Genomic DNA, 13214 nt, shown 5'->3' with positions numbered 1-13214 from the left:
ACACAATGAAAAGTATCACCACTCAAAACGAAACCCTAGAAGCAGCACGTGCACGCAACATTGCTGATGCCCTAGCAGAAGACATTGGCACCGGTGATTGGACCGCCCAACTGGTGCCAGCAAACAAAATAGCCCATGCCAAACTCATCGTGCGCCAAAGCGCAGTACTGTGCGGAACCGATTGGTTTGAGGGCGTCATCAAAGCGCTAGACCCAACAGCCGTTATTGCATGGCAGTACGCCGAGGGCGATACCATGCGCGCAGACAGCACTGTCTGTACCATTAATGCCGATGCGCGGGCACTGCTATCGGCAGAGCGCCCCGCAATGAACTTTTTACAAACCTTGTCTTGGACCGCGACCAGCGCCCGAGCCCACGTTGATGCCATTGCGGGCGCCAGCCCTAATCCCAAAGGTTGCGTTATTTTAGATACCCGCAAAACCATTCCGGGCCTGCGTCAAGCGCAAAAATATGCGGTACGTATTGGTGGTGGCCACAATCAACGGCTTGCCCTATGGCACGGTATTCTGATTAAAGAAAATCACATTGCAGCAGCAGGCAGTGTCACGGCTGCGCTCAAGGCGGCACAGGCGCTTAATGCAGGCGTGGATATACAGGTTGAAGTTGAAAACCTAGCTGAGCTAGAAGAAGCCCTTGCTGCTGGAGCGAAAAATATCTTAATTGACAACTTTACTACTGCACAAATGAAAGAGGCGGTTGCTTTTACCCAAGGCCGCGCTTTACTCGAGGCATCGGGCGGTGTGAACCTAGATCAACTGCGCACGATTGCAGCGACTGGCGTGGATCGGATCTCGATTGGCAAACTTACGAAAGATGTCAGCGCGGTGGATTACTCGATGCGAATAGCGCAGTCTTAGCAGTTATTTATTTTTGAGCTGGCTTAGCGCCTGAGCGCGGCGTCAGAATGGTTGGATAGGAAACAGCCCAGGTCTCGGGGTAATCGCGGCTGTAATGCAATCCCCTACTCTCTCTACGAAGCAGTGCTGATCGCACAATCAATTCAGCGCACTCCAATAAGTTACGTAACTCAATTAAGTCGCGCGTTACCCTAAAGTTGCTGTAGTACTCTTGCACTTCATTGCGCAAAAGCTCAATGCGATGCAATGCCCGCTCGAGGCGCCGATTGGTACGAACAATACCGACGTAGTTCCACATAAGGGAGCGCAGCTCATCCCAGTTATGGGCAATCACCACTTGCTCATCGGCGTCTTCGACCTGACTCTCATCCCAGAGGGGCAAGTTGGGTAGTTGGGGTGTTTGCGCTGTTGCAATGTCTTTTGCTGCTGCCTTACCAATCACCACACACTCCAGCAGTGAATTGCTCGCCAAGCGATTAGCGCCATGCAAGCCGGTATAGGTGGCCTCACCCACCGCATACAGTCCAGGTAAATCCGTCTTGCCATGCAAATCGGTTACGACGCCGCCACAGGTGTAGTGGGCTGCCGGCACCACTGGAATAGGCTCTTTTGTAATATCTAAACCCAGACTTAAGCAGCGCGCATAGATCATTGGGAAATGCTCTTTGATAAACGCCTCACCTAAATGTGTCGCATCGAGGTTGACGTAATCGAGGCCGTGTTTTTTCATTTCAAAATCGATGGCACGGGCAACGATATCGCGCGGCGCTAACTCATTGCGTTTATCGTGCTCCGGCATAAAGCGCGTTCCATCTGGCAGCTTCAATAAGCCACCCTCGCCGCGTAGGGCTTCCGTAATTAGGAAGGTGCGATCACTGGGGTGATACAAACACGTTGGATGAAACTGAATGAACTCCATATTGCCGACGCGGCACCCCGCACGCCAGGCCATGGCAATGCCATCGCCCGTAGCGGTATCAGGGTTGCTGGTGTAGCGGTACACCTTACCAACACCACCCGTAGCTAATACAACGGATTTAGCAGCAATGGTTTGTACTTGATTGGTATTAATGTCCAGCGCATAGACGCCGTAGCAGCGGTTGGGGCGGTTGCGTTTTTCTTTAGCACCGAGGTGGCGATTGGTAATGAGGTCCAGCGCAATCCAATGCTCCAATATCGTGATGTTGGGGTTGGCGCGAGCATGATCCAGTAATACCTCATGAATCGCCTTACCAGTGGCATCGGCAGCATGGGCAATCCGGCGCTGACTATGCCCGCCCTCCCGCGTGAGGTGCAAGCCCATTGGGCCATCTTTATCGGTAGTAAACGGCACGCCTTGCTCGACCAGCCACTCAATCGCTGCTGCACTTTCTTCAGCAATGTAACGGGCAGTGGATTCTACGACGAGGCCTGCCCCAGCATCCAGCGTATCGCTCACATGTGCATCAATGCTGTCATGCTCTTTATCGACTACCCCGACAATGCCCCCCTGCGCCCAAGCCGTAGCGGATTCGCTTAAGCCACGCTTGGCCATCAACATTACTTTTTGGGTCTTGGCCAAATCCAAAGCAACCGTCAGCCCGGCCAGCCCAGCGCCAATGATGAGGACGGGCAAGCCTGCCACGTCGCTGTGGAGAATGCTTTCGGCTAATTTGGCTTTAGTAGTCATTTCTTAATTTTACGGCGCAAGCGGCGCTCATGCAGCCTTCTCGATAAAAGAAAAAGGCCTCGCTGTTAACGAGGCCTTTGATCTGACTTGCTGCCTTACCGACAAATGCGGGTTAGCTTATTACGCTGGAACCGCTGCTTTGCCTTTGGGGTCATTGGCGCCATAGCCAATTGCCTTGGCTGCCTGACCGCCCTTCGTTAGTTTCACAGCACAATACTTGAACTCCGGGATCTTACCGACCGGGTCAAGCGCTGCGTTGGTAATGAGGTTGGCAGCCGCTTCGTAGTACGCAAACGGAATAAAGATCACACCGCGCGGTGTGCCATCGTCCCGGCGTACATGAATACCGACCTCGCCACGGCGTGAGGCAACGGTGATCACATCACCTGCCATTACGCCGAGCTGGGTCATATCAGCGCCATTCATCGACACGGTTGCTAAAGGCTCAATAGCATCTAAAACAGTAGCGCGGCGCGTCATGCTACCGGTGTGCCAATGCTCTAACTGACGACCGGTAATGAGCACAAATGGGTACTCGGTATCGGGGCGCTCGTTTGCAGGAATGATATCGGCGGGGACCAACTTCACCTTGCCATCCGGTGTTGAGAAGGCATCGTCAAACACAATCGGACGACCTGGATCATCGGCAGATAAGCAAGGATAGGTCACGCTGGATTCTTTTTCGAGGCGCTCCCACGTAATACCGTTAATCGCTGCGTGCATTGCCTGGCGCATTTCATCGTAGACCGCTGCTACACCCGCTTCTGGGCCTTGGTAGTTCCAATTTAAGCCCATGCGCTTGGCGATTTCTTGAATGATCCACAAATCGGGCTTCGCATCACCTGGAGGATTAACCGCGCGCTTGCCTATCTGCACCATACGGTCGGTATTGCTGACGGTACCGGTCTTTTCTGGCCAAGCACTGGCAGGCAATACGACGTCTGCCAACAGTGCGGTTTCGGTCATGAAAATATCCTGCACCACCAAATGCTCCAGAGATGCCAAAGCATGGCGTGCATGGTTCAAATCCGGGTCGCTCATCGCAGGGTTCTCACCCTCGACGTACATGCCACGAATCTTATGGGGATCACTATCCGGCGCTGTGATCTTATGCATGATCTCAACCACGGTATAGCCCGGCTTTTTATCCAGTGGGCTATCCCAGAATTTCTCAAACCACGCATGCGCTTCGGCATTGTCGACGCGCTGGTAGTTCGGGAACATCATTGGAATCAATCCGGCGTCACTGGCGCCCTGCACGTTGTTTTGACCGCGCAGTGGATGCAAGCCAGAGCCAGGCTTACCAATTTGACCGGTAATGCTCACGAGGGCAATTAAGCAACGTGCATTGTCCGTGCCGTGAATGTGCTGGCTCACGCCCATGCCCCATAAAATCATGGCGGACTTGGTGGTCGCAAACTCACGCGCAACTTCACGTAAAGTTTCTGCCGGAATACCGCAGATCGGCGCCATCGCTTCTGGGCTATAGCCTTTGATGTTTTCTTTTAAGGCTTCAAAGTTGTTCGCACGATCGCGAATGAAGTTCTGATCGCACAAACCTTCTTCGATGATGGTGTAGATCATGGCATTAAGCATCGCCACATCGGTATCGGGCTTGAACTGCATCGTGCGCCAAGCGTGTTTACCAATGTCGGTAATGCGTGGATCGCAGAGCACAATCTTGGCGCCATTCTTAGCGGCGTTCTTAAACCAAGTTGCAGCCACCGGATGATTTGCGGTTGGGTTTGATCCAATCAAGAAGATCAAGCTGGAATGCTCAACGTCATTAACCTGATTACTCACCGCGCCCGAACCGACGCCCTCGAGTAATGCAGCAACGCTGGATGCATGGCATAAGCGGGTGCAATGGTCGACGTTATTGCTACCAAAGCCAGTACGAACCAGTTTTTGGAACAAATATGCTTCTTCGTTGCTGCCTTTAGCTGAACCAAAACCAGCGAGTGTCTTGTTGCCATGCTGATCGCGTAACTGCTTTAACTTTCCAGCAGCTAAATCCAGCGCCTCCTCCCAAGTGGCTTCGCGGAAAATATTCGACCAATCTTGTGGGTTCTGAATCGCATTCTCGTCTTTAGGAATGCCTGGCTTTCGAATCAGAGGCTTGGTTAAGCGCTGTGGATTGTGGATGTAATCCATACCAAAGCGGCCCTTCACGCAAAGGCGATTGTGATTCGCTGGGCCATCACGGCCTTCCACGCTAACAATCTTTTCGTCTTTGACGTTATAGGTAATTTGGCAACCAACGCCGCAGAATGGGCAAACGGAATCGACCTTGCGATCGACGGTTTGCGAACCAATCAAGCCCTTGGGCATTAAGGCGCCCGTCGGACAAGCCTGCACGCACTCACCGCAAGCCACGCAGGTGCTCTCGCCCATCGGATCGCTCAAATCAAATACGATCTCACTGTGCGCACCGCGCATCGCGTAACCAATCACGTCGTTGACTTGCTCTTCACGGCAAGCGCGGACGCACCGATTACACTGAATACAGGCGTCTAAATTGACCGCCATTGCCGGATGCGATACATCCGCAGCCGGCTGTTTGCGACGCAGTGCCTTTAGTTCTGGTCGAACTTGAACATCCAGGCGCGTAGCCCAAGTGCTCAGTTCGCCGTGTTGTTGTTGGCGCTGTTCTTCGTCGCTGTCTCCTACCCACTTATACCCTTCATCTGGCATGTCCGATAACAACATTTCCAGTACTAATTTTTGACTCTTAAGCGCACGCTCGCTATTGGCCTTGACATCCATGCCTGGCGTAGCGCTGCGGCAGCAGCTCGGCGCCAAGGTGCGCTCGCCGTTAATCTCAACGACGCATGCACGGCAATTGCCATCGGGGCGATAGCCGTCTTTAAAACACAGATGGGGAATATCCACTCCATGGCGTTTAGCAGCCTTAAGGATGGTCTCACCCTCATACGAAATAATGGTCTTGCCATCGAGCTTGAACTCGACGGTTTGCAACTGGAGTTCGTTTGGATTTACAGGGGCGTTCATTTAAGCGACCTCTTCTGGGAAGTACTTCGCAATACAGCGAATCGGATTAGGGGCTGCTTGACCAAGGCCGCAAATGGAAGCATCAACCATCACGGTGGCTAAATCTTCTAACGTGACTTGATCCCACGACTTGGCTTGCATTAGCTCAGCTGCCTTGCTGGTACCCACACGGCATGGCGTGCACTGACCACAACTCTCATGCTCAAAAAAGTGCATCACATTGAGGGCTGCATCACGCGCTTTGTCTTTATCGCTAAAGACCATGACTGCGGCAGAGCCGATGAAACAACCGTAGGGCTGCAAGGTATCAAAGTCCAGTGGAATAGTGTTCATGGTGGCGGGCAAAATACCGCCCGAGGCGCCGCCAGGCAAATACCCATAGAAGCGGTGGCCGTCTTGCATACCGCCACAGTACTCATCAATCAATTCCTGAATGGTGATGCCAGCTGGAGCCAATTTAACGCCAGGCAACTTCACACGGCCGCTTACGCTAAAGCTGCGCAGGCCTTTGCGGTCATGGCGACCATAGCTACTGAACCACTGCGGGCCACGCTGCACAATGTCGCGCACCCAATAGAGGGTCTCAAAGTTATGCTCGAGCGTTGGACGGCCAAACAAACCGACTTGGGCAATGTACGGTGGCCGCATGCGAGGCTCGCCGCGCTTACCTTCAATGCTCTCGATCATCGCCGACTCTTCGCCGCAAATGTAAGCGCCTGCACCACGGCGCAGTTCAATCAAGGGCAACTTAAATGGGGGATTGGCTTGCAGCTTGGCGATTTCTCGCTCAAGCAGCTCACGGCAACCGTGGTACTCATCGCGCAAATAGATGTAACAGGCATCAATACCAACTACGCTTGCAGCAATCAGCAAACCTTCTAAGAAACGATGCGGGTCGCGCTCTAAATACGTGCGATCCTTAAATGTGCCGGGCTCACCTTCGTCAATATTGACGGCCATGAGTTTAGGCGCGGGCTGATCTTTAACAATGCGCCACTTGCGCCCCGCCGGAAAGCCGGCGCCACCGAGACCGCGCAGACCGGAGTCTTCCATGGCTTTAATAATCAACTCACCATCGCGCTTGCCGCTGATCAGCTCTGCCGCTAAGGCGTAACCGCCCTTAGCGCGGTAGGTTTCGTAGCCGACGTAGTCGGGCGATACGGCTTGGTCAATGCCTTGGGGCGAAACGCCTTTTTCTGCCAAATCAGCGGGCTCGAAATTGCCGCTATCACTGGCGAGTGGATGCGACAACTGCTTGTTGGCAACTGCTGCCGCAACCGTCTCAGCGGTCGCAAATAAAACGGGGTATTGATGCACTACGGCTACAGGCGCTTGCTCACAGCGACCGACGCACGGCGCTGCAATTACCTTGACTTTTGGATTGCCTAGGATCGTAGGCAAACGGCTCAAGAGCGTTTTTGCGCCAGCCAGTTCGCATGACAGGCCATCGCAAACGCGAACGGTGATGTCGGCAACCGGATCGTCGCCACGCACCACTTCAAAGTGGTGATAGAACGTGGCCACTTCGTATACCTCTGCCATCGGCAAATTCATTTCTTTTGCGAGGGCAACCAAATGGCGATCGTGCAAGGCACGGTAGGCGTCATTTAATTTATGTAAGTTTTCGATCAAGAGATCACGGCGGTGTGGCGCCTCACCAATCAGCTGGCGTACCTCGGCAATCGATGCATCGTCGGCTTGACGGCCTTTTAACTTGCTTTTGCGCCGAATGGTTTCCCGTAAATCATTGACGGTTGCTAGTGCAACAGCTTCGACCGCATCGGATGGCTTGGGGTGATTCATAGTCTTTTGATCTCTAATCTCGGTTGGAAACAGCCCTGCAAATACAGGCGCTAGGCCATAACGTTGGCATGATTTTGGTGGATTTACGGGGGTAAGTCCTTGACGGCGCTCAAGAGCCTTTTGTAGGGGCAATACTACGGGTTTACCCTAGATTTAGGGAATACCGAAAACCGCTTAGATCAGGCTGGGCTTTGGCGTTAAATCCGATGGGCGACTGTAATCCTGATTGCGCTCACGCACGCGCGCCCGAAAGCAGTCCTCATAGCCGGCGCTACCGATGCTCCAGCCGATCGAGGTGCAATCGTCGCGCGCCGCAGATTCCACCGTACCGCAGCCACTCAAACCTAGGGCAATTAAGGCAAGGAGGGAAAGGCGCGCAAAGATGGATGGATTCATACGACCAAGTCTATCACCCTAGAGACCCCAAGGCCTACTTTGAGCCCAAGGCAATTTCGAGGGGAATGCCCTCGCGATCGGCAGTCACCGCTTTGGGTGTGCCCAAACGAATGCGCTCCCCGAGTGCTGGATTGGATCTGAGCATCGCTTCTTGCGCTGCGCGCGCCCGCGCATCGCCCAAAGCCTGTAACTGCGCATCATTTACCGCAAAATGGCTTATCAACTCTTGGCGCAATTGCTGGTAGCGCTCCACGTTATCCGGCAAGGTCAAGATCCGCTGGGTTAACTTGATGCGTCCGATCTCCGCAGCATAGGCGGATTTAATGCCGGCTTGGATGCGTTTGTCGGAAAGGCTCGGCATGGGTAGCGGCGCATTGGCCTCTAACTTAAATCCGGATGCCGCCAAAATGGCTCGGTCCGCCCTCGCCCGCGCTAGCTCTTGACGATCTAAGTCTGGGTCATACGTCCCAATCAACTCCATCGTCGCATGGGGTCGCTTGGCAAGCAAATCACTGAATTGCGTAAAGCGCTCTTGGTCCGCGGGCAAGAATGCGGCCTCGCCGGCAATCGCATAAATCGCGGGGTCACCCTTCATGCCCAGCAAAGAGGCAAGCGCCCGAAATGGCGCCGTCACCACATTAGTCAGCACCGTACGGACAGCCTGCCAAACCAGTCCAGCTGCACTGAACTCCGGGGAATTGACATTACCTGCAATATCGATCTTCACATCAATCACATCATCCGAGTCTTCCAATAAGGCAACGGCCAAACCTAAAGGCAAGCGCTTGCCCGTGAACTCAGGCACTTCCTCGCCAAGTTCAATCTTTTTAATCACAAAGCGATTTTGACCTTGAAGCTGCCCCTCTACCGATTTGTAATTCAGCGTGAGATCGAGTCGGCCGCCCAAAATGTGACGACCAGCAAATGCCATGAAGTAGGGATTGGAATCGCTTAAAGGCAGGTTCCTAAATTGCAACTGCATGTCGTGATTGAGGCGTGGATCGTCAAAGGCCATTTGCCCGGTGGCACGCATACTCCCCGTCCCGGCCACAAGCCCATCAAGGGCAACCGATGCGAAGTGACCTGGCTCATTGCTGATACCCAGGAGTGAACCTTTGAGCTTACGAATTGCCACTTGCACCTTGGGCTTAATTGCCAGGTCTGTGAATACCAAATTGGCATCGCGCAATTGCACCGAGCGCAGATCCAGCGTAAAGAGACGAGGCTCTTTTGCTGCCGGACTGGGGCTTGGATTTTTTTCTTCAGGCGCTTTGCCTTGCTCTTCCGTTTTGGTAGGAGTTTCGGTAGCGGGCGCCTCACTATCACCGCCCTTCATAAACAAGCGTCGAAAATTAGAAAAGCCCTTCTCATTAACTTCGTATTGAATCTCGGGTTGCAGCAATGCCAGCTCATGAACGGACAAATGACTGCGCCCATCATTGAATTTTTTAAACTGCAATTGCTCTACTTTGGCCTCTTTCCAGGCCAGTAGCGGTGTTGTCACCTTTGGCTCGCGCACAAATAATTCTGGCACCAGCAAATCACCCTTAATCGACCACGCTGCTGGGTCCAAGGCAAATTGCAGTACTCCGTTTAGCGTTCCGCTTTGCATCTCCAGCGGCTTATTGCTAGGCAAAAAAGTCATCAATGGGATGAGTGGCAATTGCTCCAACTGAATGTCACCAGAAAGTGCATTGCTTGCTGCGCCAAAGAGCCAGCGCGATGTGATTTTTCCGGCATCCAGTGTGGCCGCCAAATCAATTGCCAACAGATCCCCTTCGCCCGCACGAATGCCGCCCGCCAGTTGCGCGCGCCCCACCTGAATGCGCTGCGTCGAATTAGGCAAGCGGATGTCGAGCTTACCCAGATCAATTTGATAGTCACCCTCAAGGGTACCCTGCTTGCCCTGCTTATTGAAGTTCGCTAGGTCACGTAATTCCAAACCAATCGGACCAAAATCATGGCGGTAGCGATTGGGCCGATCGTCTAGCGTTAAGGTCAAGCCCGCTATGCCCAAGTGCGCTACTTCTATTTTTTTAGGAGCGGCAGCTGGGTCTTTTGGGGGCAATGCTTTACGAACGGCAGCCACAAAGGATTGCCAATTCCAGAGGCTGGGCTTGCCCGACTGTACTCTGCGCTCCACATGAAACTGCGGATCCGTTAACTGAATTTCCCGAATACCAATCCGACCTGCAAGAATAGCGGGCAAATCCAATTGCAGTACACCGCGGCGCAGCGTAAATAAAGGAATGGCATTTGCGTCGCGACTCGATAACTTCACTTCAGCCAATTCGAGTCGCAACTGCAATGGCGCAATGCGCAGATCGCGATATTCGATACGGTAGCCGATCCTAGCACTGAAGTCCTCAATCGATTGCTTTAAGTAATGCACACCCCAAGTCATGATCAACAGCCAAAATGCTGCGATCAATCCAAATAGAGTGAGGATGAGATACCGCAACCAATTTGAACGGTATAGAGATTGAATTCGTGTTCCCATTGAATTCATTATCAAACAAATTGAAGTGGCTAACCCCTCCAAGAAAACAACGGCCATGCATTGCCCTAAGGCGAATAAAAAAGCCCTCGATGAGGGCTTGGTAATACTGGCGGAGAGGGCGGGATTCGAACCCGCGGTAGGTTTAACCCTACGCACGCTTTCCAGGCGTGTGACTTAAACCGCTCATCCACCTCTCCGGAACATTGGATTATACGGCCCAACGATTAAGCGACCTGTTAAAACTAGAAATTTCTCAAATTTGGAGTTTTAAAAACAAAAAAGAGAATCAAATGTTTAAATGTTCCAACCAATAAGGGGATTTATCAGCCCCTCTTTCTCATGGGGTCTAAACAAATTAGCCTCGCTGTAAGGCCATTAAAATCATGGCTTATGTCGATCAATTACAACCCCAAAGTAGGAGAAATTTTAGAATGCGATTTTGGAAACTTTGTTTCACCACCGCTCCACCCGATATACAACGGCCTAATTAGTCCGGAGATTAGAAAACGCAGAATGGTTGTTGTGATAAACGGCAAATTGCCGAATAGCTGCTGTTTGGTTGTGCCAATTTCCTCTAATTTTAATTTAAGCGCTGTTGAAAGAGGTTTTCACATTCACCTCAAACCAGCCATTTTTGATGGCACAGGATTTGATGATGGCTTTCGTAACAGATGGGCAATCAGTGAATGCATTACTCACGTAAGCAAAAAACGACTGTTTCGAATGTTTAACAACCAGGCTTTGGTGGAGAAAAGGCTTGAGCGAGAACTGGTTAGCGAAATTCATCGTTCTATTATTAAAACCGTGAATGCGCAATCATTATTGCCTTGATTGTGTTTGCTTTACCGCGTTACAATATCGGTATCGCCCTAGAGGTCTTAGAAGTAGTTTGTGAAGTAATCGTTGTTGAAAAGCCCGCTCGCGCGGGCTTTTCTTTTTGAGCGTTGATGCAACAGAACTACATACTTAAAGTGCCTGCTTCAGCTGCTCCAAGATCGCTGGATTCTCCAAGGTCGAGGTATCTTGCGTCACTTCCTCACCCTTCGCAATCACACGCAACAAACGACGCATGATCTTGCCTGAACGTGTCTTCGGTAAGTTGTCACCAAAGCGTACATCTTTAGGTTTGGCGATTGGGCCAATTTCTTTACCAACCCAATTACGCAACTCCATCGCCAGCTTCTTCGCATCATCACCCGTTGGACGACCGCCTTTGAGAACCACGAAGGCGCAGATGGCTTCGCCGGTCATATCATCGGGACGACCGACCACTGCTGCCTCAGCAACCAATGGATTGGCAACCAAGCATGATTCAATTTCCATCGTGCCCATGCGGTGCCCGGATACGTTCAACACGTCATCAATACGGCCGGTGATGGTGAAGTAGCCGGTGTCTTTATTGCGAATCGCACCATCGCCCGCAAGGTACAAAGTGCCACCCAACTCTTCTGGGAAATAGGCCTTAACGAAGCGATCGTTGTCACCCCAAATGGTACGAATCATCGAAGGCCATGGGCGCTTCACCACAAGGATGCCGCCACTGCCGTTGGGTACGTCATGCCCTGCCTCATCCACAATCGCTGCCATGATGCCTGGCAGTGGCAAGGTGCAGGAGCCTGGGACCATTGGCGTAGCGCCTGGTAATGGGGAAATCATGTGGCCGCCGGTTTCGGTTTGCCAGAAGGTATCTGCGATCGGGCAGCGCGAGCTGCCAATGTTCTCGTAATACCACATCCAGGCTTCTGGATTAATCGGCTCACCAACAGATCCCAAGAGACGCAAGGAGGACAAATCGTATTTCTTCGGATGAACGGATTCGTCAACGCTCGCTGCTTTAATCAATGAACGAATTGCAGTTGGTGCGGTGTAGAAAATCGTTGCCTTGTGTTTTTGAATGGTGTCCCAAAAACGACCGGCATTCGGATAGGTCGGCACGCCTTCAAACACAATCTCAGTACAACCAACCGCGAGTGGGCCGTAGGTAATGTAGGAGTGTCCTGTAACCCAACCAATGTCGGCAGTACACCAGAAGACATCCGATGGCTTGATATCAAAGGTCCATTTCATGGTCAAAATGGCCCAGAGCAAGTAACCACCGGTTGAGTGCTGCACACCCTTTGGTTTTCCGGTCGAGCCGGATGTGTACAAGACAAATAAGGGGTGCTCAGCGCTCACCCACTCTGGCTCACAGGTCTTAGCCTCACCCGCTACCACTTCATGCATCCAAGAATCGCGCCCAGCGGTCATCGCAATATTGCCGCCCGTGCGTTTGTACACAATGACATTCTTAACTTTTTCGCAGTCGCCCAAGGCAAGCGCTTCATCGACAATCACTTTGAGTGGCAAGGCTTTGCCGCCGCGCATTTGCTCATCCGCCGTAATGACCGCAATTGCGCCCACGTCAACGATCCGCTCTTGCAATGATTTTGCGGAGAAGCCGCCAAACACCACCGAATGGGTTGCGCCGATGCGAGCACATGCCTGCATCGCAACCACACCCTCGATCGACATCGACATATAAATAATGACGCGATCGCCTGACTTGATGCCCATCTTGCGTAAGGCGTTAGCGAACTGGCAAACGCGTGCGTGCAAATCACTGTAAGTAACGTTCGTTACCTTGCCGTCGTCGGCTTCAAAAATGATCGCGGTTTTTTGAGCATTGCCGTTTTCTAAATTACGATCCAGGCAGTTATACGAGGCATTGGTTAAGCCATCTTCGAACCATTTATAAAACGGTGGATTGGTCTCATCCAATACTTTAGTAAAGGGTTTTTTCCAGTAGAGGTTTTCACGCGCAAGACGGGCCCAAAAACCTTCGTAATCTTTTGCCGCTTCCGCACACAGTGCGTTGTAAGCGTCCATTCCAGGCACAGCAGCATTTTTAACAAAATCACTGGGGGGATTAAAAATCCGATTCTCTTGCATTAACTGTTCCATGCTGTCCAACCCTTTT

Annotated in this window: 8 protein-coding genes and 1 tRNA gene; 2 read left to right on the top strand and 7 right to left on the bottom strand. The window is 52.1% G+C overall.

The genetic code is table 11. The features are described from left to right. Window positions 1-5: 5 nt before the first annotated feature. Window positions 6-878, top strand: a complete 873-nt coding sequence (gene nadC, locus AOC34_RS03520) for a carboxylating nicotinate-nucleotide diphosphorylase (protein ID WP_108468797.1) — start codon at window positions 6-8, stop codon at window positions 876-878. 7 nt (window positions 879-885) lie between these two features. Here the strand turns inward: nadC and nadB are convergent, their stop codons facing one another. The 6 genes from nadB to AOC34_RS03490 form a co-directional block, all read right to left on the bottom strand. Further along, entirely contained in the window at window positions 886-2547 is a 1662-nt protein-coding gene (gene nadB / locus AOC34_RS03515) for an L-aspartate oxidase (protein ID WP_108468796.1), read from the bottom strand. Between the two features lie 120 nt (window positions 2548-2667). Next, complete coding sequence (fdhF, locus tag AOC34_RS03510; protein ID WP_108468795.1) at window positions 2668-5559, bottom strand: formate dehydrogenase subunit alpha; 2892 nt, start codon at window positions 5557-5559, stop codon at window positions 2668-2670. Then, window positions 5560-7362, bottom strand: coding sequence for an NAD(P)H-dependent oxidoreductase subunit E (locus tag AOC34_RS03505; RefSeq protein WP_108468794.1), 1803 nt, complete (start codon window positions 7360-7362; stop codon window positions 5560-5562). It abuts the gene before it with no gap. 174 nt (window positions 7363-7536) lie between these two features. Further along, window positions 7537-7758: a hypothetical protein gene (locus AOC34_RS03500; RefSeq protein ID WP_108468793.1), complete on the bottom strand. Its 222-nt coding sequence runs from the start codon at window positions 7756-7758 to the stop codon at window positions 7537-7539. Window positions 7759-7792: 34 nt separating this feature from the next. Beyond that, window positions 7793-10258, bottom strand: a complete 2466-nt coding sequence (locus AOC34_RS03495) for a DUF748 domain-containing protein (RefSeq protein ID WP_159074804.1) — start codon at window positions 10256-10258, stop codon at window positions 7793-7795. A gap of 107 nt (window positions 10259-10365) precedes the next feature. Continuing rightward, a tRNA-Ser gene (locus AOC34_RS03490) sits at window positions 10366-10455 on the bottom strand. A gap of 193 nt (window positions 10456-10648) precedes the next feature. Here AOC34_RS03490 and AOC34_RS03485 point away from each other — a divergent pair. Next, complete coding sequence (locus tag AOC34_RS03485) at window positions 10649-11089, top strand: type II toxin-antitoxin system PemK/MazF family toxin (protein WP_108468791.1); 441 nt, start codon at window positions 10649-10651, stop codon at window positions 11087-11089. Window positions 11090-11224: 135 nt separating this feature from the next. On the opposite strand, the gene acs is transcribed toward AOC34_RS03485, so the two are convergent. Next, the gene (gene acs, locus AOC34_RS03480; protein WP_407675565.1) at window positions 11225-13198 is read right to left on the bottom strand and encodes an acetate--CoA ligase; all 1974 of its coding nucleotides are present in this window, start codon (window positions 13196-13198) and stop codon (window positions 11225-11227) included. Window positions 13199-13214: the final 16 nt, after the last annotated feature.

The organism is Polynucleobacter difficilis (assembly GCF_003065365.1).
Taxonomy (GTDB): domain Bacteria; phylum Pseudomonadota; class Gammaproteobacteria; order Burkholderiales; family Burkholderiaceae; genus Polynucleobacter; species Polynucleobacter difficilis.
Note: the sequence above shows the minus strand (reverse complement) of the source record. Positions and strands in the feature narration are given on the sequence as shown.

Excerpts from the sequence above, each read along its gene's own strand:
- nadC (WP_108468797.1), top strand. The coding sequence starts at position 6 with ATGAAAAGTATCACCACTCAAAACGAAACCCTAGAAGCAGCACGTGCA.
- AOC34_RS03485 (WP_108468791.1), top strand. The coding sequence starts at position 10,649 with ATGTCGATCAATTACAACCCCAAAGTAGGAGAAATTTTAGAATGCGAT.
- AOC34_RS03495 (WP_159074804.1), bottom strand. The coding sequence starts at position 10,258 with ATGGGAACACGAATTCAATCTCTATACCGTTCAAATTGGTTGCGGTAT.
- fdhF (WP_108468795.1), bottom strand. The coding sequence starts at position 5,559 with ATGAACGCCCCTGTAAATCCAAACGAACTCCAGTTGCAAACCGTCGAG.
- nadB (WP_108468796.1), bottom strand. The coding sequence starts at position 2,547 with ATGACTACTAAAGCCAAATTAGCCGAAAGCATTCTCCACAGCGACGTG.
- acs (WP_407675565.1), bottom strand. The coding sequence starts at position 13,198 with ATGGAACAGTTAATGCAAGAGAATCGGATTTTTAATCCCCCCAGTGAT.
- AOC34_RS03500 (WP_108468793.1), bottom strand. The coding sequence starts at position 7,758 with ATGAATCCATCCATCTTTGCGCGCCTTTCCCTCCTTGCCTTAATTGCC.
- AOC34_RS03505 (WP_108468794.1), bottom strand. The coding sequence starts at position 7,362 with ATGAATCACCCCAAGCCATCCGATGCGGTCGAAGCTGTTGCACTAGCA.